At 65.0% G+C, this 26,526-nt stretch carries 26 protein-coding genes; 19 read left to right on the top strand and 7 right to left on the bottom strand.

What is annotated here, in order from left to right; genetic code table 11:
• From gatA to HLG70_RS23100, 4 genes are all read left to right on the top strand, one after another.
• Entirely contained in the window at window positions 1–1,539 is a 1,539-nt protein-coding gene (gene gatA, locus HLG70_RS23115) for an Asp-tRNA(Asn)/Glu-tRNA(Gln) amidotransferase subunit GatA (protein WP_171667843.1), read from the top strand.
• A gap of 1 nt (window position 1,540) precedes the next feature.
• Window positions 1,541–2,998, top strand: a complete 1,458-nt coding sequence (gene gatB, locus HLG70_RS23110) for an Asp-tRNA(Asn)/Glu-tRNA(Gln) amidotransferase subunit GatB (protein ID WP_171667842.1) — start codon at window positions 1,541–1,543, stop codon at window positions 2,996–2,998.
• Window positions 2,999–3,099: 101 nt separating this feature from the next.
• Entirely contained in the window at window positions 3,100–3,345 is a 246-nt protein-coding gene (locus HLG70_RS23105; RefSeq protein WP_171667841.1) for a hypothetical protein, read from the top strand.
• A complete protein-coding gene (locus HLG70_RS23100) occupies window positions 3,342–3,809 on the top strand; it encodes a type II toxin-antitoxin system VapC family toxin (protein ID WP_171667840.1) in 468 nt (155 codons plus the stop codon). Before HLG70_RS23105 ends, HLG70_RS23100 begins: the two co-directional genes overlap by 4 nt.
• A 36-nt stretch (window positions 3,810–3,845) precedes the next feature.
• Here the strand turns inward: HLG70_RS23100 and pyrE are convergent, their stop codons facing one another.
• Window positions 3,846–4,532: an orotate phosphoribosyltransferase gene (pyrE, locus tag HLG70_RS23095; protein WP_171667839.1), complete on the bottom strand. Its 687-nt coding sequence runs from the start codon at window positions 4,530–4,532 to the stop codon at window positions 3,846–3,848.
• Between the two features lie 132 nt (window positions 4,533–4,664).
• Here pyrE and HLG70_RS23090 point away from each other — a divergent pair, with 132 nt between their 5' ends.
• A complete protein-coding gene (locus HLG70_RS23090) occupies window positions 4,665–5,453 on the top strand; it encodes an exodeoxyribonuclease III (RefSeq protein ID WP_171667838.1) in 789 nt (262 codons plus the stop codon).
• Here HLG70_RS23090 and HLG70_RS23085 read toward each other — a convergent pair.
• Window positions 5,435–6,355 carry a LysR substrate-binding domain-containing protein gene (locus HLG70_RS23085; protein ID WP_171667837.1) on the bottom strand — a complete coding sequence of 307 codons (921 nt, stop codon included), beginning with the start codon at window positions 6,353–6,355 and terminating at the stop codon, window positions 5,435–5,437. The genes HLG70_RS23090 and HLG70_RS23085 overlap by 19 nt on opposite strands.
• A 110-nt stretch (window positions 6,356–6,465) precedes the next feature.
• Here HLG70_RS23085 and HLG70_RS23080 point away from each other — a divergent pair, with 110 nt between their 5' ends.
• Both HLG70_RS23080 and gdhA read left to right on the top strand, forming a co-directional pair.
• On the top strand, window positions 6,466–7,077 hold the full coding sequence (locus HLG70_RS23080; protein ID WP_171667836.1) for a LysE family translocator: 612 nt from the start codon (window positions 6,466–6,468) through the stop codon (window positions 7,075–7,077).
• Between the two features lie 433 nt (window positions 7,078–7,510).
• Window positions 7,511–8,854, top strand: coding sequence for an NADP-specific glutamate dehydrogenase (gene gdhA, locus HLG70_RS23075; protein ID WP_171667835.1), 1,344 nt, complete (start codon window positions 7,511–7,513; stop codon window positions 8,852–8,854).
• Window positions 8,855–8,955: 101 nt separating this feature from the next.
• Here the strand turns inward: gdhA and HLG70_RS23070 are convergent, their stop codons facing one another.
• Window positions 8,956–9,447: a copper chaperone PCu(A)C gene (locus HLG70_RS23070; protein WP_171667834.1), complete on the bottom strand. Its 492-nt coding sequence runs from the start codon at window positions 9,445–9,447 to the stop codon at window positions 8,956–8,958.
• Window positions 9,448–9,465: 18 nt separating this feature from the next.
• Window positions 9,466–10,365, bottom strand: a complete 900-nt coding sequence (locus tag HLG70_RS23065; RefSeq protein ID WP_171667833.1) for a LysR family transcriptional regulator ArgP — start codon at window positions 10,363–10,365, stop codon at window positions 9,466–9,468.
• Window positions 10,366–10,514: 149 nt separating this feature from the next.
• On the opposite strand from HLG70_RS23065, the gene HLG70_RS23060 reads away from it, so the two are divergent.
• From HLG70_RS23060 to HLG70_RS23030, 7 genes are all read left to right on the top strand, one after another.
• The gene (locus HLG70_RS23060; protein WP_171667832.1) at window positions 10,515–11,147 is read left to right on the top strand and encodes a LysE/ArgO family amino acid transporter; all 633 of its coding nucleotides are present in this window, start codon (window positions 10,515–10,517) and stop codon (window positions 11,145–11,147) included.
• Between the two features lie 24 nt (window positions 11,148–11,171).
• On the top strand, window positions 11,172–11,486 hold the full coding sequence (locus HLG70_RS23055; RefSeq protein ID WP_171667850.1) for an antibiotic biosynthesis monooxygenase family protein: 315 nt from the start codon (window positions 11,172–11,174) through the stop codon (window positions 11,484–11,486).
• 53 nt (window positions 11,487–11,539) lie between these two features.
• Window positions 11,540–12,481, top strand: a complete 942-nt coding sequence (locus HLG70_RS23050; RefSeq protein WP_171667831.1) for a LysR substrate-binding domain-containing protein — start codon at window positions 11,540–11,542, stop codon at window positions 12,479–12,481.
• A 331-nt stretch (window positions 12,482–12,812) separates the two neighbouring features.
• A complete protein-coding gene (locus HLG70_RS23045) occupies window positions 12,813–13,976 on the top strand; it encodes an ABC transporter substrate-binding protein (protein WP_171667830.1) in 1,164 nt (387 codons plus the stop codon).
• A gap of 141 nt (window positions 13,977–14,117) precedes the next feature.
• Entirely contained in the window at window positions 14,118–14,990 is an 873-nt protein-coding gene (locus tag HLG70_RS23040; RefSeq protein ID WP_171667829.1) for a branched-chain amino acid ABC transporter permease, read from the top strand.
• A gap of 3 nt (window positions 14,991–14,993) precedes the next feature.
• Entirely contained in the window at window positions 14,994–16,916 is a 1,923-nt protein-coding gene (locus HLG70_RS23035; RefSeq protein ID WP_171667828.1) for a branched-chain amino acid ABC transporter ATP-binding protein/permease, read from the top strand.
• An 18-nt stretch (window positions 16,917–16,934) separates the two neighbouring features.
• Window positions 16,935–17,657 carry an ABC transporter ATP-binding protein gene (locus HLG70_RS23030; RefSeq protein ID WP_171667827.1) on the top strand — a complete coding sequence of 241 codons (723 nt, stop codon included), beginning with the start codon at window positions 16,935–16,937 and terminating at the stop codon, window positions 17,655–17,657.
• Between the two features lie 534 nt (window positions 17,658–18,191).
• On the opposite strand, the gene HLG70_RS23025 is transcribed toward HLG70_RS23030, so the two are convergent.
• From HLG70_RS23025 to HLG70_RS23015, 3 genes are all read right to left on the bottom strand, one after another.
• Window positions 18,192–18,617 carry an organic hydroperoxide resistance protein gene (locus HLG70_RS23025; protein ID WP_171666877.1) on the bottom strand — a complete coding sequence of 142 codons (426 nt, stop codon included), beginning with the start codon at window positions 18,615–18,617 and terminating at the stop codon, window positions 18,192–18,194.
• A 173-nt stretch (window positions 18,618–18,790) separates the two neighbouring features.
• Window positions 18,791–19,252, bottom strand: a complete 462-nt coding sequence (locus tag HLG70_RS23020; RefSeq protein ID WP_171666879.1) for a MarR family winged helix-turn-helix transcriptional regulator — start codon at window positions 19,250–19,252, stop codon at window positions 18,791–18,793.
• Window positions 19,253–19,311: 59 nt separating this feature from the next.
• On the bottom strand, window positions 19,312–20,019 hold the full coding sequence (locus tag HLG70_RS23015; protein WP_171666881.1) for a Crp/Fnr family transcriptional regulator: 708 nt from the start codon (window positions 20,017–20,019) through the stop codon (window positions 19,312–19,314).
• A gap of 170 nt (window positions 20,020–20,189) precedes the next feature.
• Here HLG70_RS23015 and HLG70_RS23010 point away from each other — a divergent pair, with 170 nt between their 5' ends.
• The 5 genes from HLG70_RS23010 to HLG70_RS22990 all read left to right on the top strand — a co-directional run bounded on the left by HLG70_RS23010 (window position 20,190) and on the right by HLG70_RS22990 (window position 26,469).
• A complete protein-coding gene (locus tag HLG70_RS23010; RefSeq protein ID WP_171666885.1) occupies window positions 20,190–22,166 on the top strand; it encodes an AMP-dependent synthetase/ligase in 1,977 nt (658 codons plus the stop codon).
• 5 nt (window positions 22,167–22,171) lie between these two features.
• Window positions 22,172–22,969, top strand: coding sequence for an ABC transporter ATP-binding protein (locus tag HLG70_RS23005; RefSeq protein WP_171666887.1), 798 nt, complete (start codon window positions 22,172–22,174; stop codon window positions 22,967–22,969).
• Between the two features lie 11 nt (window positions 22,970–22,980).
• Window positions 22,981–23,910, top strand: a complete 930-nt coding sequence (locus HLG70_RS23000) for a branched-chain amino acid ABC transporter permease (protein ID WP_171666889.1) — start codon at window positions 22,981–22,983, stop codon at window positions 23,908–23,910.
• A gap of 17 nt (window positions 23,911–23,927) precedes the next feature.
• Window positions 23,928–24,992, top strand: a complete 1,065-nt coding sequence (locus HLG70_RS22995; RefSeq protein WP_171666891.1) for a branched-chain amino acid ABC transporter permease — start codon at window positions 23,928–23,930, stop codon at window positions 24,990–24,992.
• A 139-nt stretch (window positions 24,993–25,131) separates the two neighbouring features.
• Window positions 25,132–26,469: an ABC transporter substrate-binding protein gene (locus HLG70_RS22990; protein ID WP_171666893.1), complete on the top strand. Its 1,338-nt coding sequence runs from the start codon at window positions 25,132–25,134 to the stop codon at window positions 26,467–26,469.
• Window positions 26,470–26,526 lie beyond the last annotated feature (57 nt).

The following is a 26,526-nucleotide window of genomic DNA, read 5'->3' as shown; positions in this document are numbered from 1 at the left end:
ATGACTAAACCCGCTCTGCATACCCAATTCGAGGGGATCGCCGCGCTGCGCGCGGCCCTCGCCCAACGCCAGATCAGCGCCGTCGAGCTGGCGCAAAGCGCCCTGGCGGCCGCCGAAGCGGCCAGCAGCCTGAATTCCTTTTTACATATTGACGCCGATTTGACGCTGGCGCAGGCCCGAGCCGCCGACGCCGCGCTGGCGGCCGGCACGGCCGGCCCCCTGGCAGGCGTCCCGATCGCCCACAAGGACGCCTTCGTCACGCGCGGCTGGCGCACCACCGCGGGCAGCAAGATGCTGCAAGGATACGTCAGCCCGTTCGACGCCACCGTCGTGGAACGCCTGGGCGAGGCCGGTGCGGTCTCGGTGGGCAAGCTGAACTGCGACGAATTCGCCATGGGTTCCGGCAACGAGAACTCCGCCTACGGCGCCGTGAAGAACCCCTGGGACCACGCCGCCGTGCCTGGCGGCTCCTCGGGCGGCTCCGCGGCCGCCGTGGCCGCCCGCCTGGTGGCCGCCGCCACCGGCACCGACACCGGCGGCTCGGTCCGCCAGCCCGCCGCCCTGTGCGGCGTCAGCGGCATCAAGCCGACCTACGGCACGGTTTCGCGCTACGGCATGGTTGCCTTCGGTTCCAGCCTGGACCAGGCCGGCCCGCTGGCCCCCAGCAGCCGCGACCTGCTTGAACTGCTGGACGTCATCAGCGGCTTTGACCCGCGCGACGCCACCAGCCTGGAAAAATGCGACGCCGTCGTGAACGAGCCCGGCCGCGTCCGCCGCGACTTCGACGCCGCGCAGGGCCGTTTCGACGCCGCCGGCAGCCAGCCCCTGAAGGGCCTGCGCATCGGCGTGCCGCAGGAGTACTTCGGCGCCGGCCTGGCGCCGGACGTGGCCGCCGCGGTGGAAGCCGCGCTGGCGCAATTCGAGGCCCTCGGCGCCGTGCGCGTGCCGGTGTCGCTGCCGCGCACCGAGCTGGCCATTCCCGCCTACTACGTCATCGCCCCCGCCGAAGCATCCAGCAACCTGGCCCGCTACGACGGCGTGCGCTACGGCCACCGCGCAGCGGAGTACGGCAACCTGGACGAGATGATCAGCCGCTCGCGCGCCGAAGGCTTCGGCGACGAGGTCAAGCGCCGCATCCTGATCGGCACCTACGTGCTGTCCCACGGCTACTACGACGCCTACTACCTGCAGGCGCAGCGCCTGCGCCGCCTGATCGCGCAGGACTTCCAGCGCGCCTACGCCGGCCAGTGCGACGTCATCATGGGCCCGGTCACGCCCACGGTCGCCAAGAACATCGGCGACAACCGCGACGACCCGACCGCCGACTGGCTGGCCGACGTCTACACGCTGGGCGTCAGCCTGGCGGGCCTGCCGGCCATGTCCATTCCTTGCGGTTTCGGCGGCGCAGCGGGCCAGCGTCCCGTCGGCCTGCAGATCATCGGCAACTACTTCGACGAAGGCCGTCTCCTGGCCATCGCCGACCGCTACCAACAAGTCACCGACTGGCACAAGCAATCGCCGGTAAAGCAGGACGCCTGACATGAACTGGGAAATCGTCATCGGCCTGGAAACGCATACCCAGCTTTCCACCGACTCCAAGATTTTTTCGGGCAGCAGCACGCAGTTCGGCGCTGCGCCCAACACGCATGCCAACGAGGTCGACCTGGCATTGCCGGGCAGCCTGCCGGTCATGAACCGCGGCGCCGCCGAGCGCGCCATCCGCTTCGGCCTGGCCGTGGGCGCCACCATCGCGCCGCGCTCGGTCTTTGCGCGCAAGAACTACTTCTATCCCGACCTGCCCAAGGGCTACCAGATCAGCCAGTACGAACTGCCGGTGGTCGTGGGCGGTACGCTGTCGTTCTTCGTGGGCGAAGAGGAAAAGACCGTCAACCTGACGCGCGCCCACCTGGAAGAAGACGCCGGCAAGTCCCTGCACGACGACTTCAACCTGGCCAATGGCGCCCCCGCCAGCGGCATCGACCTGAACCGCGCCGGCACCCCGCTGCTGGAAATCGTGACCGAGCCAGAAATGCGCTCGGCCGCCGAGGCCGTGTCCTACGCCCGTGCCCTGCACAGCCTGGTCGTGTGGCTGGGCATCTGCGACGGGAACATGCAGGAAGGCTCGTTCCGCTGCGACGCCAACGTGTCGGTGCGCCCGGTGGGCCAGAAGGAATTCGGCACCCGCACCGAGATCAAGAACGTCAACTCGTTCCGCTTCCTGGAACGCGCCATCGTCTATGAGGCGCGCCGCCAGATCGAACTGATCGAGGACGGCGGCACCGTCGTCCAGGAAACCCGCCTGTACGACGCCGACCGCGACGAGACGCGCAGCATGCGCAGCAAGGAAGACGCGCACGACTATCGCTACTTCCCCGATCCCGACCTGCCCACGCTGGTGATTTCCAGCGCCTGGGTGGACGAGATCCGCGCCGCCATGCCCGAACTGCCGGCCGCCCAGCGCGCCCGCTTCGAGTCGGAATATGGCCTGCCCGCCTACGACGCGGCCCAACTGACCGTCAGTCGCGACCTGGCCGCCTACTTCGAGGCCGTGGCGCATGCCCTGCCCTCGGGCCAGGCCAAGCTGGCGGCCAACTGGGTCATGGGCGAAGTCGCCGCCGCGCTGAACAAGGAAGAAAAGGCCATCGCCGATTCGCCGGTGCAGGCGCCGGCGCTGGCTGCCCTGATCGGCCGCATCATCGACGGCACCATCTCCAACAAGATCGCCCGCGAAGTCTTCGGCGCGATGTGGGCAGGTGAGAACGGCGGCGACGCCGACGCCATCATCGACGCCCGCGGCCTGAAGCAGATCAGCGACACGGGCGCGATCGGCGCCATGATCGACGAAGTGCTGGCGGCCAACCCGGCCATCGTTGAGGAGTACCGCGCCGGCAAGCAGAAGGCGTTCAACTCGCTGGTCGGCCAGATCATGAAGGCCGCCCGCGGCAAGGCCAATCCGCAGCAAGTGAACGACCTGCTCAAGCAAAAGCTCGACAGCTGATCGCCTTCAAGGGAATCAGGCTGATAAAAGGCCGCGGCACATTGCCGCGGCCTTTTCTTTTGCGAAGAATGGGGCGGTTAATTTTTACCGGAGGACCGGCCATGAAGTACATCGAACTCAGCGATGAGCAACTGCGGGAGCAGTTCATGGAACACCTGCTCGCAGTCAGCAAAGGGCAGCATTTCGTCATCACGATAGACGGCGTGCGTTGCGCCAGGCTGACTCCGACACCCCCAGAGACGACGCTGGATGCCCATGACGCCATCGAAGAACTGAAGCGATTCAAGCGCGGACCTGCTGTCGCGCACGACGTGATCCGCTCATGGATTGAAGAAGGGCGGGAATGACGACGGTCGACATGGTGCTGGATGCCTCGGCCACCCTGGCCTGGCTACTCGGTCGAGCAGATGCCCGGGAAAACCTGTTGGCTGAGCGTTTACTCGACATCGCGCACGATTCTCGGAGCGCGGTGCCACCCATCTGGCACCTCGAGATCGCAAACAGCATGCTGCGCGCCGAGCGTGGCCGGCTGGTTTCCAGGGATCAACTGGCCTCATTCAATCAGCTTTTGACGCGGCTGCCAATTTTTCCGGACTTGACCAAGGACGCGTTTCACATCCCCAGCATTTATCAATTGGCCCACAGGCACGCCCTGACCGCCTATGACGCCAGCTATCTGGAACTGGCCTTGAGAAGCGGCGCAAACCTGGCGACGTTCGACCGAAAACTGGCCGACGCCGCCCGGGCTTCCGGAGTTGCCGTCTGGGGCCAGCCTCACGGCTTGGCCGAACCGGCGAGCCGGTACGGTTAATGCAAGGCGGAGCAATACACCCAGCCGCTCCCGACCCTACTTCACCCCGTACTTCGTGCGGTACGCCAGCACCGCGTCGCGGTTCTCGGCAAACGATGCATCGTCCTGCAGCAGGGCCAGGATGTCCGTCAGCGACGCGATCGCCACCACCGGAATGCCGTAGGTCTTGGCCACGTCCTGCACGGCGGAATGCGGCGACAGGGCGTCGTCCGGGCCCGCGCGTTCCATCCGGTCCATGGCGATCAGCACCGCCGCCGGCTCCGCGCCCGCTGCGCGGATGATCTCCACCGATTCGCGCACCGAGGTCCCCGCCGTGATCACGTCGTCAATGATGACAACCTTGCCCTTCAGCGGCGCGCCGACCAGCGTGCCGCCTTCGCCGTGGTCCTTGGCTTCCTTGCGGTTGTACGCGAAAGGCACGTCGCCGCGCCCCTGCATGTCCGGGTGCCCGGCCAGCGCCACGGCGGTGGCCGTTGCCAGCGGGATGCCCTTGTACGCGGGGCCGAACAGCATGTCGAAGGACACGCCCGAGTCCAGCAGCGCCTGGGCGTAGAATCGCGCCAGCTTGCCGACCGAGCCGCCGCTGTTGAACAGTCCGGCATTGAAGAAATAGGGACTGATACGGCCCGACTTGACCTTGAAGCTGCCGAAACGCAGCACGCCCTCGTTCAAGGCGAAGCGGACGAAATCAAGGGCGGTGACGGAGGAATGGGCGGCGGGCATGCAAGTGGATCCGGTAGGTGGCAAACCCCAGCATTTTATCCGTTGTCGGGGCTATTCCCGGGCGGCGCCGCCGAGTCGGTTAAATTCCTGGCATTGCCCGGGCCCTCGCGGCCGCATCACAGGAGTTTCGCTTTGCTGCGCATCACGTCGATCAACCTCAATGGCATCCGGTCCGCCTTCCGCAAGGGCCTGCAACCGTGGATGGAAAAGCACGCCGCCGACGTGCTGTGCCTCCAGGAAATCAAGGTGTCCCACGATGACCTGACCGACGACCTGCGCCACCCTCCCGGCTACACCGGCCACTTCCACCACGCGGTGAAGAAGGGCTACAGCGGCGTGGGCATTTATCTGCGCGACGCCGCCGAGCGCGTGAACATCGGCCTGGGCTGCGAGGAATTCGACCCCGAAGGCCGCGTCATCCGCGCCGATTGGAAGAACCTGTCGGTGATCAGCGCCTACCTGCCCTCGGGCTCCAGCGGCGACGAACGGCAGCAGGCCAAGTACCGCTTCCTGGACCGGTTCGGCCCCTGGATCGACGCCCTGATGCACGAGCACAAGACGACCGGCCGCGAATTCGTCATTTGCGGCGACTGGAACATCGCGCACAAGGAAATCGACCTGAAGAACTGGAAGGGCAACCTGAAGAACTCCGGCTTCCTGCCTGAAGAGCGCGCATGGCTGACGGACGTATTCGACAAGCGCGGCTTCGTGGACGTGTTCCGGACCATCGACGACCGCCCGGACCAGTACACCTGGTGGAGCAACCGCGGCCAGGCTTGGGCAAAGAACGTGGGGTGGCGCATCGACTACCAGATCGCCACGCCCGGCATCGCCGCCAAGGCCCGCAACGTGGCCATCTACAAGGACGAGCGCTTCTCGGACCACGCGCCGCTGACGATCGACTACGACACGACGCTCTGACCGTCGTGCGTCGCCGCCGGCAGCGAGGCGTCCGCCTCCTGCCGCAGCCATGCCAGGAATGCCGCCGCGCGCGGATCATCCTCGCAGGGCCGGGGCGACAGGAGGAAGTACGCGGATCCGTCCCGCACGAAGCCGCAAGGGGCCTCCAGCCTGTGGTCGCGCAACGCATCGCGCACCATCAGCGCGGACCCGATGGCCACGCCCAGCCCGGCGGCGGCTGCCTGCAGGCTCAGGTAAAAATGCTCGTAGGTCGGCCCCGCCCGGCGCGGCGCCTTCCGGCCGGAGGCCTGAGACCACTGCCGCCACGCGCGTGGCCGCGTGGCGCTGCCGAGCGCCGCCGCGCCGCCCCACGGGTCCGCGCCGGGGTCCGCTACCTGCAGCGCGACCACACCAGGCCGGCACACCGGCCCCGTCCATTCGTCACACACCTTGTGCGCCTGCAGGGCGGCATCCCACTCGAAATCATTGCGGCGCAAGGCCACATCCACGCCTTGCGCGGCGAAATCCACCGGTCCGCCCGCCGCGTACAGATGCACCTGCATGCCAGGATGCCGCCGCTGGAATTCGGGCAGCCGCGGAATCAGCCACATCATGGCGATGGTGGGTTCGCAGGACAGCACCAGCGGCGTATCCGCCGCCGCCGGCCGCAAGGCCGCCAGACCCGACGCGAGCTGCTCGAACAGGCTGCGCGTGACGCCGAGCAATTGCCGCCCGGAACCAGTCAGGAAAACCGCCCTATTCCGTCGTTCGAATAGTGTCACGCCCAAAGCCTCCTCCAGCAGCCTGATCTGCCGGCTGACGGCGCCATGCGTGACATGCAGCTCTTGCGCGGCCTTGCCGAATGCCTCGTGGCGCGCGGCGGCGTCGAACACGCGCAGGGAGTTCAGGGGCGGAAGTTTCATGGATATCGGTGAGTTTTCCTGACGGATGTGCGGCATTAAAAATCGTTTTTCGCGTTCGCGCCAGCGTCCCACAATGGGCGCCCTTGTCTCCTGCCCCGTCCGAGCGTTCCATGACCGAACTGATTGCCGTCGCCCTTATCACCGTGCTTGCGGTCATCAGCCCCGGCCCCGACTTCGCCATGGTCACGCGCTACAGCTATCTCTTTGGCCGCGGCACCGGCCTGACCTGCGCGCTGGGCATCGCGCTGGGCGTGCAGATCCATGTGTTCTACACAATGTTTGGCGTGGGCCTGCTGGCCCACCACGCCCAGCCGGTGCTGCAGGGCATCAAGCTGGCGGGTGCGTGTTATCTGGTCTACATGGGCTGGAAGACCTTTTTCAATCGCGCGCCGGCCGGCCGCGATCTGCCGGCAAGCCCCGGAATTTCGGCATGGCAGGCGCTCTACGGTGGCTTCCTGACCAACGCGCTGAATCCCAAGACCACGCTGTTCGTGGTCAGCACCTACACACAGCTGGTCTCGCCTGGAACGCCATTGGCCCGACAGTTCGGCTACGGGCTCTTCATGTCGGGCGCGCACTGGCTGTGGTTCAGCCTGGTCGCGTGGTCGGTTTCGTCGCCATTGCTGCGGCGCGCCTTGCTGGACCATCAAGGCATGGTTGACCGGTGCGTAGGGGCAGTCTTGATGGCCTTGGGCGGCACGCTGGCCGTGGCGCAGGTCTGATTCCGAGCATGCGCGGCGTGATTTTTCTCAAATATATATTGGGGACGCATTAATGGCGGATCCCCCCGCCGAATGAGCAAAAGCGGTCGTGACAGGCAGGCTTTCCGCAAGGAAAGAAGCATCCTTCCCTATGAACGTGGCGAATGATTAATTGGGGACATATTAATTTCCCCAAGTAATTCAACACTTCCAGCATGAAAGAGCAGGTTCCAGGCATTCTTTCCGTCTAGTCACCGCACCATACGTCCCCATTTTATATACAGAAAAATCCTTTTTATATCAAGGCGCTGGCGCGATTTCTGACTTTGCGCAGGGCAACAATTTACCCCTACAATTCCGCACCATACAGGTGCAGTCATGCACCACAATAAATTCTTCGCGCCCCAAACCGGCGCATTCCGCACCTATTCGAAGCACCCCCGAGGAGATCATCTTGAAAGTGCAGAGTCTGGACGACTTTCTGCGTGGCGTCGCCGCGCGCGATCCGCAGCAGCCTGAGTTCATGCAAGCCGTCCAGGAGGTAATGCTGAGCCTTTGGCCCTTCATCGAAAAGCACCCCCACTACGCCGAACATGCCGTGCTCGAGCGCTTGGTGGAACCCGAACGCGTGATCCAGTTCCGCGTGTGCTGGACCGATGACCAGGGCCGCGCCCAGGTCAACCGCGCTTTCCGCATCCAGCACAGCTCGGCCATCGGCCCGTTCAAGGGCGGCATGCGCTTTCATCCCTCGGTGAACCTGTCGATCCTGAAGTTCCTGGCCTTCGAACAGACCCTGAAGAACTCGTTGACCACCCTGCCCATGGGCGGCGGCAAGGGCGGTTCCGATTTCGACCCGAAGGGCAAGTCGGACGCCGAAGTCATGCGCTTCTGCCAGGCCCTGATGATCGAGCTGTACCGCCACCTGGGCCCGGACACCGACGTGCCCGCCGGCGATATCGGCGTGGGCGCGCGTGAAGTCGGCTTCATGGCCGGCATGATGAAGAAACTCTCGAACTCGACCGCCAGCGTCTTCACCGGCAAGGGCCTGACCTTTGGCGGCAGCCTGATCCGCCCCGAGGCCACCGGCTACGGCACCGTGTACTTCGCCGAAGAAATGCTCAAGCGCGTGGGCAAGTCCTTCGACGGCCTGCGCGTGTCCGTGTCGGGTTCCGGCAATGTGGCGCAGTACGCCATCGAGAAAGCCATGGCGCTGGGCGCCCGTGTCGTCACCATCTCGGATTCGAACGGCACGGTCGTCGACGAAGCCGGCTTCACGCATGAGAAGCTGGTGGCGCTGATGCACATCAAGAACGACCTGCGCGGCCGCCTGGACACCTACGCCAAGCAATTTGGCCTGCAGTATGAAGCCGGCAAGCGTCCGTGGCACGTGCCGGTCGACGTCGCCCTGCCCTGCGCCACCCAGAACGAACTGGAACTGGCCGATGCGCAAACGTTGATCAAGAACGGCGTGCTGTGCGTGGCCGAAGGCGCCAACATGCCCGCCACGCTGGAGGCCGCCAAGGCCTTCATCGCCGCTCGCGTGCTGTATGCCCCGGGCAAGGCCAGCAATGCTGGCGGCGTGGCCGTGTCGGGCCTGGAAATGGCTCAGAATTCGGCCCGCCTGGCCTGGACCCGCGAGGAAGTGGACACCCGCCTGCATGCCATCATGCGCGACATCCACGAGAACTGCGTGCGCCACGGCCACAGCGAGCGCGAATACGTGAACTACCTGGACGGCGCCAACATCGCCGGCTTCGTCAAGGTCGCCGACGCGATGCGCCAGCAAGGCCTGTACTAGGAACCAGGCGCCCGGCGGGGCGCCGGACTCCCGGACAGAAAGCAAAAAGGGCGGCCCGCGGGCCGCCCTTTTTCATGCCCGCCGCAGCGGGCGCGGCGTGTTCAATGCTTCATCGCGCCGTGGTCGTGGCTCATGCCGGGATTGTGCGAGGCCGGCTTGACCTTGAACTGCACGGCCACTTCGCCCGCCTTCTCGAACTTCAGCGTCGCCGGCACGGTGGCGCCGTCCGTGAACGGCGCCTTCAGCTTGATGAACATGACGTGGTAGCCGCCCGGGCTGAGCTTGACCCCGGTATCGGCAGGCAGCGCGATGCCGCCTTCGACCTGGCGCATCTTCGACACGCCATTCTCCGTCTGCACCGTGTGCAGTTCGACACGCTCGGCGGCGTCCGAAGACACCGAAAGCAGGCGGTCGGCGGTCTTGGCGTCATTGTCGATATCCATGTACCCCGCGCCGTTGGCCTGGCCGGGCGCGGAGGCGCGGACCCAGAGGTCGTCGACCTCGATCTGGCCAACCTTGTAGTCCTTCGCCCACGCCGAACCGGCGGTACACAGGCCCAGGGCGGCAATGGCGGCGAACTTGCGGATGTTCATGGGTATCCTCCTAAGGGGTTAACGTCGCCGGACCAGGCTGCGGGCGGCTGACAGGACCGAATCGGTCAAGGCTTCCATCGCCTCGGAGTTTACCCGCCAATGCTGCCAATAGAGCGGCACGTCTTCCCAGGCGCGCGCCCGCAACAGCACCAGTTGACCGGCATCAAGATGCTCCTGCACGAGCGGCAAAGGATTCATGGTCCAGCCCAGGCCGCCCAGCGTGGCCTGGACGAACGCCCGCGTGGACGGCACCCACCAGACCGGCGGCTGCCATGGCGCCGGATCCGCAATCTTGTGCGCAAACCGTGCCTGCAAGGCATCCTTGCGGTTGAACACCAGCACGGGCGCCTGCGCCAGCGTCTGCGCGTTGACGCCCGAGGAAAAATAGCGCTTGTGATATTGCGGCGTGCAGGTGGCCACGTAGCGCATGCTGCCCAGCGCATGGATGCGGCAGCCCTGGACCGGGTCCGCCAGCGTGGTCACGGCGCCCAGCACCGACCCGTTGCGCAGCAAGGCCGCGGTGTGGTCCTGGTCGTCGGACTGCATGTCCAGCGTGGCCCGGGTGCGCGCCGCGAACTGCAGGGCCGCGTCGACAAACCAGGTTTCCAGGCTGTCGTGGTTGACGGCGATCGGAATGCTGGCATGCGGCACATCGTCGTCGGCCACGCCCAGCCGGTTCAGTGCGTCGTGCTCCAGCAGGGCCGTCTGCTCGGCAAGCTGGACCAGCACCTGGCCATCCGTCGTGGCGGCGGCGGGCACGGTGCGCTGGACCAGCAGCCGGCCCATGCGGTCTTCCAGCGCCTTGATCCGCTGCGACACCGCCGAAGGCGTGACGCTCAAGGAAAGCGCCGCCCTTTCGAAGCTGCCCTCGCGCACCACGGCGGCCAGGGCCCGCAAGTTGCCATGATCGATTTTCATATCATTAGTTTTACTTAATATAGTGAAGGAAAATTAGCTGTATTTCATATCGTTGGCAAGGGAAAATGGCTCATTACCGGTGCGCCCCCAGCGCCCGGCGTTGTCATCAAAGCGCCGCCACAGGCGTTGCAGTCACAGGTACACGCATCATGTTCGCCACCTTGTCATCCCCCCTCTTTCTCACTGCCTGGGCCAGCGGCACGGCCACCGGGCTGGGTCTGTTCGCCGTCGTGGGCGCGCAAAGCGCGTTCATCTTGCGCCAGGGGCTGATGCGCGCGCATCTGCTCAGCGTGGTCGCCATCTGCGCGCTGATCGACGCCGTATTCATCTTCGCAAGCGTGTCGGGCCTGCAGGCGCTGACGTCCTGGTTCCCCTGGCTGACCACCGCCGTGCTGTGGTTCGGCGTGGTCTTCCTGGCCTGGTATGCCGCGCAATCCGCGCGCCGTGCCTGGACCGCCAAGGGCGGGCTGGCTGCCGCGCGCGACGTGGTGCCGTCGCGCCGCGCCGCCATGCTGGGCGCCTTGGGCTTTTCACTGCTCAACCCGCATTTCTGGCTGGACATGGTGGTGGTCGGCTCGCTGGCGCATGGTTTCGACGACGCGCGCATGGCATTCGCGGCGGGCGCCTTCACGGCCAGCCTGCTCTGGCTGGCCGTGCTGGGCATCGGCTCGCGGCTGTTCGCGCGCTTCTTCGCCAGCGCGTCCGCCTGGCGCATCCTGGACGGCGTCATCGCCGTGGTCATGGCCGGCCTGGCCGTCAGCCTGGCGGTCAAGGGCATCTGACCATCTTCCTGCCGGAGCTGCGCCATCTATACGTCCACCTTCATCTTCGCCAAGAAGCAGTACGACGACGAGTTCCATCGCCTGGACCAGCTCATCGCCGAGGCGGCCCGGGCGATACCCGGCTATCTGGGTGAAGAGTCCTGGGAAGACCCCGCGCGCGGATTGATCGCCAACGTCTATTACTGGGAAACGCTGGAAGCGCTGGACATGCTGATCCAGCATCCCACGCACCGGCAGGCCAAGGCGGCCCACTCGCAATGGCTGGACGGCTACCGGGTGGAGATCTCCCAGGTGCTCCGGCAGTACGGCCACGGTCTGTCCGCCCCATCACTTTTATAATCGGCGCTCTCACCACTTTTCAGTCGGGCGCACCGCCGGCCCGCCAGACGGTCATGCGCGGAACCTCTCCTTCCAAAGATGTGCGCCTGCCGCCGCTCGCCGCCATCCAGGCATTCGAAGCGGCGGCCCGGCTGGGTTCGTTCGAGCGCGCCAGCGAAGAACTCTTCGTCACCGCCAGCGCCATCGGCAAACGCATCGCCGCGCTGGAGGCCTTGCTGGATGTCACCCTCTTCATCCGCAGCAGCCGCGGCGCCACGCTGAGCGCCGCCGGGCGCGAATACCTGGAACAGGTGCGCACGGCGCTGGACCTGCTGTCGGACGCCTCCCTGCACAAGCGCGGCGAACCCAAGCTGGAGACGCTGCGCGTCGTGTCCACGCCCACCTTCGCCCGCCAGGTGCTGATCCCCTACCTTCCCGGCTTTACGGCGGCCCATCCCGATGTGGAACTGGAGATCATGCTGTCGATCCCCTACCTGGACATCATGCCGCCCAACGCCGATGTCTGGGTGCGCTTCGGAAGCGGCAAGTATCCCGGCCTGCATGCGCGCCAACTGACGGAAGACCCGGTATTCGCGGTCTGCTCCCCCGAATACCTCAACGCACGCGGCCCGTTTCCCCGCCCCGAAGACCTGGCCCATGCGGACCTGCTGCGCTGCCCGATGGAGCCGTGGCGCCCCTGGCTGGCGGCGGCCGGCCTGGACTGGCCGGAGCCCTCGCGCGGCGTGTGGCTGGTGGACCTGGGCATGATGCTGGCGGCCGCGCGCGCCGGTCAGGGCGTAGCGCTGACGCGCCGCAGCCTAGCGGCCGAATGGCTGGACGAAGGCAAGCTCGTCCGGTTGCTGGACATCGAGATCCCCGGCGAATCCCAATATCACCTGTGCACCGAATCTTCGCGTCCGCCCGGCGGCGCGGCCCAAGCGTTTTCCCTATGGCTGGCCGACGTGTGCAAACGGGCATCTCAATGGCCATGCGGCCTGCAAGCCGATCAGGAATAAATTTCCAGTCCGGGGCGGAATGAAATTCCGCGCGCCGTGGCGCCACGCTGGCTAGGATGCGGCCAGCGTGACTGTCCGCGGCCGGCCCCACGGCGCGCCTCGCGCGCCCGCTCCGTCCGATCTCATGCCGCTTTTCAGCGCAATGACAGGAACCCTGTACGTCCGTACTAGGTATTTACGCGGAAAAACCCCGCCGGGTCAGATTCGCGTAAGCGATTAAGCAGACAGTCACACCACGCAACACAGGAGAGCGCCACAACACTTATTCCCCGCCGACTGGCGCCGGCACACGGTTTTCCACGCAGTTCTACTAATTACAACGGAGACATCCATGGATTTTCGTTTGAAGCTGCTCGCAGGAACCCTTGCATTTGCCGCATCGGCCGCATCCTACGCCGCCGACCCCATCAAGATCGGCGTAGCCGGCCCGTACACCGGTGGTTCGTCCTCCATGGGCGTCAGCATGCGCGACGGCGTGCGCCTGGCCATCGAAGAGGTCAATAAGAACGGCGGCGTACTCGGCCGCCAGCTGGTCGCCGTCGAACGCGACGACGAGGCCAAGAACGAGCGCGGCGTGCAGATCGCCCAGGAACTGATCAACAAGGAACAGGTGACGGCCACCGTCGGCTACATCAACACCGGCGTCGCACTGGCCTCCCAACGCTTCTACCAGGATGCCAAGATCCCCGTGTTCAACAACGTGGCCACGGGCAGCGTGATCACGCACCAGTTCAAGGCGCCGGAGTACCCCAACAACTACGTGTTCCGCAACGCGGCGCACGACAGCATCCAGGCTCCGATGATCGTGGAAGAAGCGATCACCCGCCGCGGCTTCAAGAAAGTGGCGATCCTGGCCGACTCCACCAACTATGGCCAGCTGGGCCGCGAAGACCTGGAAAAGGCCCTGCAAGCCAAGGGCATCAAGCCCGTGGCCGTGGAAAAATTCAACATCAAGGACGTCGACATGACGGCCCAGCTGCTGAAGGCCAAGGCCGCCGGCGCCGAAGCCGTGCTGACCTACGGCATCGGCCCCGAACTGGCGCAGATCGCCAATGGCATGGCCAAGCTGGGCTGGAAGGTGCCGATCGTCGGCAGCTGGACCCTGGCGATGGCGAACTACATCGACAACTCCGGCACCAACGGCGAAGGCGCGCGCATGCCGCAAACCTTCATCCAGGATCCGGACACCCCCAAGCGCAAGGCCTTCATCGACGCCTACCTGGCCAAGTTCAAGCCCAAGAACGACCGCATCGACTCCGCCGTGTCGGCAGCCCAGGGCTATGACTCCATCCTCCTCCTGGCCGCGGCCATCAAGCAGGCCAACTCCACCGACGGCGCGAAGGTGCGCGAAGCGCTGGAAAACCTGCAAACGCCGGTCGAAGGCGTGGTGATGGTCTACAACAAGCCGTTCACCGTCGAGAACCACGACGCGATCACCGCAAAGGAAGTGGTCATCGGCGAGGTCAAGGGCGGCCGCGTGATCAAGGCCAACTAAATCCCGACACGCAGGAAGGCGGCGGCTGCCCGGCCGCCGCCGCCCGTGCCCCTCACCAGGGGCGCGTGGCATGCAGCCGCCTGAAAACAGCGTTCTGCCCAAGGGGGTTGGGACGGAACACAGCGCCTCAAGACACACACCATGATTCTTCTACAGCTCATCTATAGCGGTATCGCGCTAGGCATGATCTATGCCGTCATCGCGTTCGGATACCAGCTCACATTCGCCACGTCGGGCACGCTGAACTTCGGCCAGGGCGAAGCCCTGATGCTGGGCGCGCTCGTCGGTCTCACGCTCGTCGGCCTGGGCGTGAATTACTGGGTCATGATCCCCATCGTCTGCATCTTCGGCTTCGCCCAGGGCGTGCTGGTCGAGCGGGTCGGCGTCAGGCCGGCCATCAAGGCCCGGTCGGAATTCGGCTGGATCATGGCCACCATCGCCTTGGGGATCATCTTCAAGAACGTGGCCGAGAACATCTGGGGCCGCGACGACCTGCGCTTTCCCTCGCCCCTGCCCGAAGCCCCCATGCAGGTGCTGGGCGCCAACGTCCTGCCGATGGAGCTGCTGGTCGTGTTCGGCGCGCTGGGCATGATGATCCTGGTGGAGATATTCAACCGCAAGTCCATCTACGGCAAGGCCTTCGTCGCCACGTCCAACGACCGCGACGCAGCCGGCCTGATGGGCATCAACACCGGCATGGTGATCACGTTTTCCTACGCGCTGTCGTCGCTGACGGCCGCGTTCGCCGGCGTGCTGGTGGCGCCCCTGACCCTCACGGGCGCCACCATGGGCGCGGTGCTGGGCCTGAAGGCGTTCGCCGTCGCGATCATTGGAGGCCTGTCCAGCGGGATGGGCGTGGTGGTGGGCGGGCTGATCCTGGGGATCGCCGAGACGACCACCGGTTTCTATCTTTCAACGGGGTACAAAGACGTGCCGGGACTGGTGTTGCTGCTGCTCGTTCTGACCTTCAAGCCCGCCGGCCTTTTCGGCAAGACCGCGATCAAGAAGGTGTAATCGATGAAACCCCTGCACCTATTGCTATCCGTCGTGGCCGTGGCCTGCCTGGCCGCCGTGCCGCTGGGCGTGACCAACACGTATTACCTGCACCTGATCGAAACCATCATGATCTATTCGATCCTGCTGTTCGGGCTCGATATCGTGGTGGGCTATACCGGCCAGGTGTCGCTGGGCCACGCCGGCCTGTTCGGCATCGGCTCGTACGTCGCCGGCGTGCTGTTCTTCCATCTGCAGATGCCCATCTGGGTGACCCTGCCCGCCGCCATCCTGATCGCCGCGGCCTTCGGGGCGGTGCTGGCCCTGCCGGCGCTGCGGGTCACCGGACCGTACCTGGCGATGGTGACGCTGGCGTTCGGCACCATCATCCAGATCCTGATCAACGAGATGACCTTCCTGACCGAAGGGCCCTTGGGCATCAAGATTCCCAAGCCGTCCATCGGCGGGCACATCCTGACCAAGAGCGAGTATTTCTGGCTGGTGGGCGCGCTGCTGGTGATCTCGCTCATCGTGGTGCACCGCATCCTGAAATCGCACCTGGGCCGCTCGTTCGAAGCCCTGCGCGACAGCCCGATCGCATCGGACTGCATGGGCGTGTCGGTCTACCGGCACAAGGTGTTCGCCTTCGTCATCAGCGCCGGTTTCGCCGGCCTGGCGGGCGCGCTGTATTCGTACTCGGAACAGTACATCTCGCCCAACACCTATAACTTCGAACTCACCATCCTGTTCCTGCTGGCCATCATCATGGGCGGCCGCAAGAGCCGCACGGGCGCGCTGCTGGGCGCCTCCATCATCGTGCTGCTGCCCAAGATGCTGGACGACATCGGCACCTTCCGGCTGATCGCGCTGACCGTGGCCATCCTGGTGACGGTGGGAAGCGCCGTCGCGGTCTCCAAGGGCCGCGCCGAACCGCGCCGGGTTGCGGTGCCGGTCGTGGGCACCATCGTGCTGGCGATCTTCTCGTACTGGCTGGACGCGCTGAACGATTGGCGCCTGACCATCTTCGGCCTCATGATCCTGTTCGTCGTGTATTACCTGCCCGACGGCATCGTGGGCTTCGTGCGCAATCTGTTCTTCTCCACCCGCCGCGCCGCGCTGACGGTCAAGAAGGATCTGGTGAAGGAACAGGAAGCCGTGCCGGACGCCGTCGCGGGCAAGGGCGAGACGCTGCTGGCGGCCAAGGGCCTGCTGATGCAGTTTGGCGGCTTGAAGGCGTTGAACGAGGTGGACTTGACCGTCAAGCGGGGCACCATCCACGGACTGATCGGCCCCAACGGCTCCGGCAAGAGCACGATGATGAACGTGCTGACGGGCATCTACGTGCCGACCGCCGGCGCCGTCGAGTTCTCGGGCAAGTCGCTGGTGGGCCTGGCCCCGGCGGACATCGCCGCGACGGGCATCGCCCGCACCTTCCAGAACGTGCAGCTGTTTGGCGAGATGACCGCGCTGGAGAACGTGCTGGTGGGCCTGCATCACACCTTCACCACGGGGCTTGCCGGCATTGCGCTGCGCACGCCGAAGTGGAAGGGCGAGGAACAGGGCGCCCGTGCCCGCGCGATGGCATTGCTGGAATTCGTGGGCCTGGAGGCGCTCGCGAACGAAGAGGCGCGCAACCTGCCTTACGGCAAGCAGCGTCTGCTGGAGATCGCGCGCGCGCTGGCACTGGATCCGCAATTGCTGCTGCTGGACGAACCCGCGGCCGGCCTGACCGCGCCCGACATCGTCGAGCTGCTGGCCATCATCCGCAAGGTGCGAGACCACGGCATCACGCTGATCCTCATCGAACACCACATGGATGTGGTGATGGGGGTGTGCGACACCGTGTCGGTGCTGGACTTCGGCCAGAAGATCGCCGAAGGCCTGCCTAACGAAGTGCAAAGCAACGCCAAGGTCATCGAGGCGTATCTGGGCGGCGCGCCCGCCTGACGCCAAGGGGACAACGAGATGCTATCAATCAAGAATCTGGAAGCGGGCTACGGCAAGGTCAAGGTGCTGCACGGCATCAGCATGGAGGTGCCGAAGGCGAAGGTGGTGACGCTGATCGGCTCCAACGGCGCCGGCAAGACTACGACGATGCGGGCGCTGTCCGGGATGATCCGCCCCACGGCGGGCGAGATCACGCTGGGCGGCAAGCGCATCGACGGGCTGGAATCGCACCGCATCGCGCGGCTGGGCCTGGCGCATTCGCCGGAAGGACGGCGGGTGTTCCCGACGCTGTCGGTCACCGACAATCTGCTGCTGGGTGCGTTTCCGCGCCTGACGGGCAGCCGTCCGAAGGGCGACGTGCAGGCCGACCTGGGCCGGGCGATGGATCTGTTCCCGCGGTTGAAGGAGCGCCGCGAGCAATTGGCCGGCACGCTGTCGGGCGGCGAGCAGCAGATGCTGGCCATGGCCCGCGCGGTCATGCTGAATCCGGAGCTGGTGCTGCTGGACGAGCCCTCGATGGGGCTGGCGCCGATCCTGGTGGAAGAGGTGTTCCGGATCATTGCCCGGCTGAAGGACGAAGGGGTGACGATGCTGCTGGTGGAACAGTTCGCGGCGGCGGCGCTGAACGTGGCCGACTACGGGTATGTGCTGGAGAACGGGCGGATTTCCGTGCATGGCAGCGCGGATAAGTTGAAGCATGATCCGGCTGTGGTGGCGGCTTATCTCGGAGGGGCGCATTGAGCGCGGGTTGTTTGGGGGGGTGATTTTTCGGGTTCTTGAGGCGCCTGTCACGTTGGGGGCCTGCGGTGCGCGGGGCTGCGATTGCGGTCCGGAGCCTTCGCTCCGGACTGCCCCATCGTCATCGTCGTTGTCGCCTTCGGCGACTGCCTTCCGATTCCCTCGGGCTTATCGACGCCCCGCGCACCGCAGGCCCCCAACGCGCCAGGCTCGGCCGTCGATGGAATGACGGCCGCCGCGACCCGCTGTGTGCTTGGCATTCTGGTCGCCCGTGGTGGTGGGGTGGAGGATCTTGCGCGGCCCGCCCCCGGCCGGCCGCGCGGGCGGCCTTTGGGGGCTTACGCGTGGTCTTGCGTCGTCGTGATGACGCTTCGCGTGTGGGTGGCGGTGTTGGGGTGCTTTGCTGCTTTGGTGTGGGGATGAAAGATCCTCCGCGTTCGCGCTAGCGCACACGGCGCTCTCAGCCCCAGCGCCCGCGACGCAGGGCGACCTACTACGAGAATCGCCCTGCCTCGAAGCCCCGATCGCCAAAAGCACTTAGACAATCGTCAGCGTCACATCAATGTTGCCGCGCGTCGCGTTCGAGTACGGGCAAACGATATGCGCCGCCGCCACCAGCTTCTCGGCCTCGGCACGATCCAGCCCGGGCAGCGAAATCTTCAATTCCACTTCGATGCCAAAACCCGTAGGAATAGCGCCTATGCCGACGGTTCCGTTCACCGACACGTCCGCGGGAATGGCGATCTTGTCGCGGCCGGCCACGAACTTCATGGCGCCCAGGAAGCATGCCGAGTAACCCACGGCGAAGAGTTGTTCCGGATTCGTGCCGGCGGCGCCCGCGCCGCCCAGTTCGCGCGGGGTGGTCAGCTTGACGTCCAGGACGCCGTCGTCGCTGACGCCACGGCCTTCACGGCCTCCGGTTGCGGTGGCGCTGGCGCGGTAGAGGACTTTTTCGATAGACATGATGCGTTTCCTTTATGGGATGGGAAAAATCTGACTTCTGAACCTGGCGGGACCGTCCCGCGTCGGCATTGCCTTGACTTGCTTACCGCTGTATTGCCCTGCTATTTGAATAGTACACAACTATATCGTGCACTATTTATTAGACCGGATGATGACAGGCATCACCGCGAACTTCAAAGACTGTCGACCAGCTTCTGCCGCAATGCATGCAGCGCCTTCATCATGCCCTGCGCCTCGTCCAGCGTGCACTGCGCCGCGGCCGCGATGGAGTGCGGCACGGCTTCGGCCTGCTCACGCAGCTCGCGGCCTTGGCGGGTGAGGCTGACGATCACCTGCCGCTCGTCGTCCTGGGCGCGCTTGCGGGTCACCAGACCCGCGGCCTCCAGGCGCTTCAAGAGCGGCGTCAGCGTGGCGGAATCCAGGAACAGGCGGTCGCCGATATCCGTCACCGTCAGGTCGTCGCCCTCCCACAGCACCAGCATCACCAGATACTGCGGATAGGTCAGGTCCAACCCGCGCAGCAGCTTGCGGTACACCTTGTTCATCGCCAGCGAGGTCGAGTACAAGGCGAAGCAGAGCTGGCTGTCCAGCAGCAGCGGGTTGAAAGCGCCCTTGGGTTTGGATCTGGATTTCATTGCGCAATATTAAATAGCGCGCTATTTAACGTCAAGCACTTTTTTGTGCGCCGGCATCCTTACGCCGCCTGCGCACCCTCGACCGCGCCGCGGTCCGATCCATATTGCTTCAGACCGTCCAGGTCCAGCACCCGGACCGCCCCGTACTCGACGTTCAGCAGCCCCGCCTCTTCGAGCTTGCGCAGCGCCTGATTGGCGCGCTGGCGGGACACCCTGGCCAGATAACCGACTTCTTCCTGCGTAATGGTCAGGCGCATGCCCATGCCGGGATACAGCAAAGGATTGAAGAGCTCGGCCAGACAGCGGGCCACGCGCGCATCGGGATCCAGCAGACGGTCGTACTCCGCCTTGCCGATGAACTGCGCCACGCGCTCGTTCAATTGATGCAGCAGGTAGCGATTGAACGGAATGCTGTTATCCAGCAGCCAGTCGAACGTTGCGCCCGGCAGGCGCGCCACCACCGACTCGCGCAAGGCCACGATGTCGTATTTGCGGATTTCGCGCTTGAGCAGCGACCCTTCGCCGATCCATCCGCCCGCGGGCACCCCGGTCAACGAGGCCACCTTGCCTTCCGAATTACCCACGGAAACCTTGACCAGCCCCGCCAATACGCCAATCCAAGCCTGGGCGAGTTCACCTTTGCGCTCTATGATCGATCCGGCAGCCACCTGCTGCACGGTGAGGTCGCGCTCGACGCGCGATTGCTGCTCGCCATTGAGCACGCGAAACCAGGCAGCGGCGAGTTGAAGGGAGTCGGATAGCTGCATCGGGAATACCCTAAAAGTTCCTTGAATGTCGTGATGGTGACAGTTGGTAGCAACCCAACCTTATACCTTAACTCCTGCCGTAAATCTAAAACCAACTGGTCAAGCACCTCATCGCCATTGCCGCTCCCGCGGCCTCCCTGGCGCGATGCGCCCAAACCGGAGGAGACAACGTGGCACATTCATCGCCCGCATCTGCACAGATGCCGGCGGCGCTGGACACCTTTCCAGCGCTGCTGTTCGCGCATGCCAACGTTCGCGGGTCGCGGCCCGCGATACGAGAGAAAGATCTGGGGATCTGGCAAACCCTTACTTGGTCCGAAGTGGCGGAGCATGTCCGCCACGTCGCGCAAGGCCTTGCCGCGCTCGGCATCCAGCCCGGCATGCACGTCGCCGTCATCGGCGAAAACCGTCCCCGCTTGTACATGGCCATGATGGCCGCGCAATCGCTGGGCGCGATTCCCGTGCCGCTCTACCAGGACGCCGTCGCGCAGGAGATGGTCTACGTGCTGCAGGATGCCGAGATCAGCGTCGCCGTGGTGGAAGACCAGGAACAGGTCGACAAGATGATCGAGGTGCGCGGGCAATGCCCCGCCCTCAAGCGCGTGGTGTTCGACGATCCGCGCGGCCTGCGCCATTACTCCGACCCGATGCTGCTGTCGTATGAACAGCTTGAGGAGCAGGGCCGCCAGTATGCCGCGCAGCATCCCGAATTCTTCGAGCGCGCCATCGCCGCCGTGCAGCCGCAAGACGCCGCCGCCATGTTCTATACCTCGGGCACGACGGGCAAGCCCAAGGGCGTGGTGCTGACGCACCATGCCCTGATCGACCGCGCGCGCGCCGTGTCCGACATGGAAAAGCTGACCGACCAGGAAGACGTGCTGGCGTACCTGCCGCCCGCCTGGATCGGCCAGAACATGTTCTCGTACACACAGCTGCTGGTCACCGGCTTCACGGTGAACCATCCGGAATCGCCAGACACCGTGTCGATCGACATGCGCGACATCGGCCCCACCTATTACTTCGCGCCGCCGCGCGTGCTCGAAGGTCTTCTGACGCATGTGATGATCCGCATGGAAGACGCGGGCTACATCAAGCGCAAACTGTTTGGCGCATGCATGAAACTGGCGCGCCGCGTCGGCACCCGGATCCTGGATGGCGAGTCCGTCAACGCCTGGGACCGCCTGCGCTACGCGCTGGGCAATGCGCTGATCTACGGCCCGCTGCGCAACGCGCTGGGCATGAGCCGCGTGCGCGTGGCTTATACGGCGGGCGAGGCCATCGGCCCCGACCTCTTCGTGTTCTACCGCTCGATCGGCATCAACCTGAAGCAGTTGTACGGCTCAACGGAAACCTCCGTCTTCGTGTGCGTGCAGCCCGACGGCAAGGTGCGCGACGACACGGTCGGCCCGCCCGTCGAGGGCGTCGAGATCCGCGTGGCCGACAACGGCGAGATCCTGGTGAAGAGCCCGGGTCTGTTCAAGGAGTACTACCGCAATCCGGACGCCACGGCCGAGGCGCGCAGCGCCGACGGCTGGTTCCACACGGGCGACGCCGGCTACCTGGACACCGACGGCCAGCTGAAGATCATCGACCGCGCCAAGGACGTGGGCAAGCTTGCCGATGGCAGCCTGTTCGCGCCCAAGTACATCGAGAACAAGCTCAAGTTCTTCCAGCACATCAAGGAAGCGGTGGCATTCGGCGCCGACCGCGAGGACGTGTGCGCCTTCATCAACATCGACCTGGAAGCCGTGGGCAACTGGGCCGAACGGCGCGGCCTGGCCTATGCCGGCTACACCGACCTTGCGGCCAAGGATGAGGTCTACCAGCTGATCGCGGAATGCGTGGAGCAGGTCAACGCCGACCTGGCCACCGATCCCAAGCTGGCGGCCTCGCAGGTCAGCCGCTTCCTGATCCTGCACAAGGAACTGGACCCCGACGACGACGAACTGACCCGCACGCGCAAGGTGCGCCGCGCCTTCATCGCGCAGAAGTATGGCGTGCTGATCGACGCGCTCTTTGGCGGCAAGCAGTCGCAGTTCATCGAGACCGAAGTCAAGTTCGAAGACGGACGCAGCGGCAAGATCTCGGCGGATCTGAAGATCCGCCCGGTCAAGACGTTTCCCCCCATAACCGCCCGAGCCGCGTAGAGATCATGAGCAACAACGACCGCGACCAGCGTATCGGCGATGTCATGCTGGACATGCAGAACATCTCCCTGTCCTTTGGCGGCGTGAAGGCGCTGACGGACATCTCCTTCAACGTGCGCGAACACGAGATCCGCGCAATCATCGGTCCCAACGGCGCCGGCAAGAGCTCGATGCTCAACGTCATCAACGGGGTCTACACGCCGCAGCAGGGCGGCATCGAATTCCGCGGCGAACGCTTTTCCAGGATGAATCCGCGCCGCGCCGCCGAAATGGGCATCGCGCGCACCTTCCAGAATCTTGCGCTCTTCAAGGGCATGAGCGTGCTGGACAACATCATGACCGGCCGCAACCTGCGCATGACCAGCGGACTGCTGGCGCAGGCGTTCCGCCTCGGGCCGGCGGAACGCGAGGAAATCCAGCATCGCGAATTCGTCGAGAACATCGTCGACTTCCTGGAGATCCAGGCCTACCGCAAGACGCCCGTCGGCCGCCTGCCCTACGGCCTGCAAAAGCGCGTGGACCTGGGCCGCGCGCTGGCGATGGAGCCGCGCCTGCTGCTGCTGGACGAACCGATGGCCGGCATGAACATCGAGGAAAAGCAGGACATGAGCCGCTTCATCCTGGATGTGAATGACGAATTCGGCACCACCATCGTGCTGATCGAACACGACATGGGCGTGGTCATGGATATTTCGGACCGCGTGGTGGTGCTGGACTACGGCAAGAAGATCGGCGACGGCAAGCCCGACGAGGTTCGAGCCAACGAAGATGTCATACGCGCCTATCTCGGCGTGTCGCACTGAGGCGGACAGACATGGGATTTTTTCTAGAGACCTTATTGGGCGGCCTGATGAGCGGCATGATGTATGCGCTGATCGGCCTGGGTTTTGTGTTGATCTTCAAGGCGTCCGGCGTCTTCAACTTCGCGCAGGGCGCCATGGTGCTGGTCGCCGCGCTGGCCATGGCGCGCTTCTCGGAATGGATACCGCGCTGGCTCGGCTTCGACAACATGATCCTGGCCAACGTGCTGGCGTTCATCGTCAGCGCCATCGTGATGTTCCTGCTGGCTGTCGCGATCGAACGCTTCGTGCTGCGCCACCTGGTCAACCAGGAGGCCACCACCTTGCTGATGGCCACCCTGGGCATCAGCTACTTCCTGGACGGCCTGGGGCAGATCACGTTCGGCAGCTCGGTGTATTCCATCAACGTGGGCATGCCCAAGGATCCGCTGATGATCCTGGACTCCGTCTTCGAGGGCGGGCTGCTCATCAACCTTGAAGACCTGACGGCCGCGGTCATCGCCGCGCTGCTGGTGGCGGCGCTGGCCCTCTTCTTCCAGTACACCTCGACCGGCCGCGCATTGCGCGCGGTGGCCGACGACCACCAGGCCGCGCAATCCATCGGCATCCCGCTCAACCGCATCTGGGTGATCGTGTGGTGCGTGGCGGGCCTGGTGGCGCTGGTGGCGGGCATCATCTGGGGATCGAAGTTCGGCGTGCAGTTCACGCTGTCCACCGCGGCGCTGCGGGCGTTGCCGGTGGTGATCCTGGGCGGCCTGACCTCGGTGCCGGGCGCCATCCTGGGCGGCCTGATCATCGGCGTCGGTGAAAAGCTGTCCGAGGTCTATCTGGGGTCGCTCGTGGGCGGCGGCATCGAAATCTGGTTCGCCTATGTGCTGGCGCTGGTGTTCCTGCTGTTCCGTCCGCAAGGGCTGTTCGGCGAGAAGATCATTGATCGCGTCTAGGACCCAAAGGATAAAAAATGTTCTATCGCGAAAACGGCCAATTCAAGACCAGCTATCGCGCTGACCAGCAGATCTTTCCGATCCGCCAGGACCGCGTCTTCATCTGGCTGCTGCTGGCGGTGGCGTTCATCGCCATCCCGGCGATGGCCAGCGACTACCTGCTGCGCGCCATTCTTATCCCATTCCTGATCCTGTCGCTGGCCGCCGTGGGCCTGAACATCCTGGTGGGCTATTGCGGCCAGATCTCGCTGGGCACCGGCGCCTTCATGGCGGTGGGCGCCTACGCGGCGTGGAACTTCGGCGTGCGCTTTCCGGGCATGCCGCTGGTCGCCCAGATCCTGCTGGGCGGATTCTTCGCCACCATCGTGGGCGTGATATTCGGCATACCCAGCCTGCGCATCCGGGGCCTGTACCTGGCGGTGGCCACGCTGGCCGCGCAGTTCTTCGTGGACTGGGCGTTCCTGCGCATCCCCTTCTTCACCAACTACTCGTCGTCCGGCAACGTGTCGGTGCCGCCGCTGACGGCCTTTGGCCTGCCGGTGCAGACCGCCATGCAGAAGTACCTGTTCGTGCTGATCCTGGTGGTGATCTTCAGCCTGCTGGCCAAGAACCTGGTGCGCGGCGCCATCGGCCGCCAGTGGATGGCGATCCGCGACATGGACGTGGCCGCCTCCGTCATCGGCATCCGCCCCATGTACGCCAAGCTCACGGCGTTCGCCGTCAGCTCGTTCATCGTCGGCGTGGCCGGCGCCTTGTGGGGCTACATCCACCTGGGTTCGTGGGAGCCGCTGGCGTTCGACCTGACGCGTTCGTTCCAGTTGCTGTTCATGGTGATCATCGGCGGGCTGGGGTCGATCATCGGCAGCTTCTTCGGCGCGGCGTTCATCGTGCTGGTGCCGGTGGCGCTGTCCAATATTCCTCACATGCTGGGCCTGCCGCTGTCGGTGGATACCGCGGCCCACATCGAACACATGGTGTTCGGCGCGCTGATCGTGTTCTTCCTGATCGCCGAGCCCCATGGCCTGGCGCGGTTGTGGAGCATCGGCAAGGAGAAGCTGAGGATATGGCCTTTCCCGCACTGACCACACTCTGATTTCGCATTGATTTCCGCGGGTCCGTAGCGGCACAACCGCCCCGGACCCCACCCCGAATACCCGGCTCAAGACCGGGCCAATCCCGGTGTCCCAGGGTTTACTGACCCAAGCACCACGCAGGAGGTAAATGGAGATGAAGCGTCTTAACCTGAAGTTGGCGGCAGCCCTGGTGGCCGCAGCCGGCGCCGTCGGCGCCGTGGCCACGCCGGCAATGGCGGCCGAAGAGCAGTTCGTTCCGTTGCTGGTGTATCGCACCGGGTCGTTCGCGCCGCTGGGAATTCCATGGGCCGACGGCAAGCTGGACTACCTGAAGCTCGTCAACGAGCGCGACGGCGGCGTCAATGGCGTCAAGATCACGTATGAAGAATGTGAAACCGCCTACGCCACCGACCGCGGCGTGGAATGCTATGAGCGCCTGAAGGGCAAGGGAACCGGCGCCTCGGGCTTCGATACCCAGTCCACCGGCATCACCTTCGCGGTGAGCGACAAGGCCATGGTCGACAAGGTGCCCGTCGAGACGATGGGCTACGGCCTGTCGCAATCGGTGGACGGCAGCGTGTTCGAGTGGAACTTCCCGCTGCTGGGCACGTACTGGACCGCGGCCGACGTGATGATCCAGGACATCGCCAAGAAAGAAGGCGGGATGGATAAGCTCAAGGGCAAGAAGATCGCCCTGGTCTACCACGACTCCCCGTACGGCAAGGAACCGATTCCGCTGCTACAAAAGCGCGCGGCCAAGGAAGGCTTCGAACTGGTGCTGTACCCGGTGACCGCCCCCGGCGTCGAACAGAAGTCGACGTGGCTGCAGATCCGCCAGGCCCGCCCGAACTATGTGCTGCTGTGGAGCGCGGGCATCATGACGCCCACCGCCATCCGCGAAGCGCAGGCCAGCGGCTATCCGCGCGACAAGATGTACGCCATCTGGTGGGCCGGCTCCGAAGGCGACGTCAAGGACCTGGGCGATGTCGCCAAGGGCTACAACGCCATCACCGTGCACAACAGCGGCGCCGAGCACGACAAGGTCTATGACGACCTCAAGAAGTTCGTCTACGACAAGGGCCAGGGTTCGGACAAGTCGGGCAAGACCACGCTCGGCACCATCGCCCACACGCGCGGCATGATGATCTCGATGCTGCAGGTGGAGGCGATACGCACCGCGCAAGAGAAATTCGGCAAGGGCAAGGCGCTGACGCCCGAGCAGGTGCGCTGGGGCTTCGAGAACCTGAACCTGACGCAGGAAAAGCTCGACAAGCTGGGCTTTGGCCAGATCATGCGTCCGGTCAAGACCTCGTGCACCAACCACAAGGGCGACGACTGGGCCCGCATCGTGCAGTGGGACGGCGCGAAGTTCAAGGTTGCCTCCGACTGGTACCAGGCCGACAAGGCGATCCTGGACCCGATGGTCAAGGAATCCGCGGCCAAGTACGCCAAGGAAAAGAACATCACGCCCCGCAAGTGTGAGTAATCCCGCCTGAGCACCTGCGGTGCTCCCCCCCAAGGGGCGCCGCGCGCGGACCGGCAA

Origin of the sequence: Achromobacter deleyi, from assembly GCF_013116765.2 — a bacterium.
GTDB classification, from domain to species: Bacteria; Pseudomonadota; Gammaproteobacteria; order Burkholderiales; family Burkholderiaceae_B; genus Achromobacter; species Achromobacter deleyi_A.
The sequence above is the reverse complement of the archived record's forward strand: the minus strand, read 5'-3'. Positions and strand labels throughout refer to the sequence as shown.

Coding starts and splice junctions, on each gene's coding strand:
- pyrE (WP_171667839.1), bottom strand. CDS start 4,532: ATGCCCGCCGCCCATTCCTCCGTCACCGCCCTTGATTTCGTCCGCTTC.
- HLG70_RS23030 (WP_171667827.1), top strand. CDS start 16,935: ATGCTATCAATCAAGAATCTGGAAGCGGGCTACGGCAAGGTCAAGGTG.
- HLG70_RS23020 (WP_171666879.1), bottom strand. CDS start 19,252: ATGAAATCCAGATCCAAACCCAAGGGCGCTTTCAACCCGCTGCTGCTG.
- HLG70_RS23065 (WP_171667833.1), bottom strand. CDS start 10,365: ATGAAAATCGATCATGGCAACTTGCGGGCCCTGGCCGCCGTGGTGCGC.
- HLG70_RS22995 (WP_171666891.1), top strand. CDS start 23,928: ATGTTCTATCGCGAAAACGGCCAATTCAAGACCAGCTATCGCGCTGAC.
- gatB (WP_171667842.1), top strand. CDS start 1,541: ATGAACTGGGAAATCGTCATCGGCCTGGAAACGCATACCCAGCTTTCC.
- HLG70_RS23045 (WP_171667830.1), top strand. CDS start 12,813: ATGGATTTTCGTTTGAAGCTGCTCGCAGGAACCCTTGCATTTGCCGCA.
- gatA (WP_171667843.1), top strand. CDS start 1: ATGACTAAACCCGCTCTGCATACCCAATTCGAGGGGATCGCCGCGCTG.
- HLG70_RS23035 (WP_171667828.1), top strand. CDS start 14,994: ATGAAACCCCTGCACCTATTGCTATCCGTCGTGGCCGTGGCCTGCCTG.
- HLG70_RS23070 (WP_171667834.1), bottom strand. CDS start 9,447: ATGAACATCCGCAAGTTCGCCGCCATTGCCGCCCTGGGCCTGTGTACC.
- HLG70_RS23080 (WP_171667836.1), top strand. CDS start 6,466: ATGACCGAACTGATTGCCGTCGCCCTTATCACCGTGCTTGCGGTCATC.
- HLG70_RS23015 (WP_171666881.1), bottom strand. CDS start 20,019: ATGCAGCTATCCGACTCCCTTCAACTCGCCGCTGCCTGGTTTCGCGTG.
- HLG70_RS22990 (WP_171666893.1), top strand. CDS start 25,132: ATGGAGATGAAGCGTCTTAACCTGAAGTTGGCGGCAGCCCTGGTGGCC.
- HLG70_RS23085 (WP_171667837.1), bottom strand. CDS start 6,355: ATGAAACTTCCGCCCCTGAACTCCCTGCGCGTGTTCGACGCCGCCGCG.
- HLG70_RS23040 (WP_171667829.1), top strand. CDS start 14,118: ATGATTCTTCTACAGCTCATCTATAGCGGTATCGCGCTAGGCATGATC.
- HLG70_RS23025 (WP_171666877.1), bottom strand. CDS start 18,617: ATGTCTATCGAAAAAGTCCTCTACCGCGCCAGCGCCACCGCAACCGGA.
- HLG70_RS23060 (WP_171667832.1), top strand. CDS start 10,515: ATGTTCGCCACCTTGTCATCCCCCCTCTTTCTCACTGCCTGGGCCAGC.
- HLG70_RS23000 (WP_171666889.1), top strand. CDS start 22,981: ATGGGATTTTTTCTAGAGACCTTATTGGGCGGCCTGATGAGCGGCATG.
- HLG70_RS23005 (WP_171666887.1), top strand. CDS start 22,172: ATGAGCAACAACGACCGCGACCAGCGTATCGGCGATGTCATGCTGGAC.
- HLG70_RS23105 (WP_171667841.1), top strand. CDS start 3,100: ATGAAGTACATCGAACTCAGCGATGAGCAACTGCGGGAGCAGTTCATG.
- HLG70_RS23050 (WP_171667831.1), top strand. CDS start 11,540: ATGCGCGGAACCTCTCCTTCCAAAGATGTGCGCCTGCCGCCGCTCGCC.
- HLG70_RS23100 (WP_171667840.1), top strand. CDS start 3,342: ATGACGACGGTCGACATGGTGCTGGATGCCTCGGCCACCCTGGCCTGG.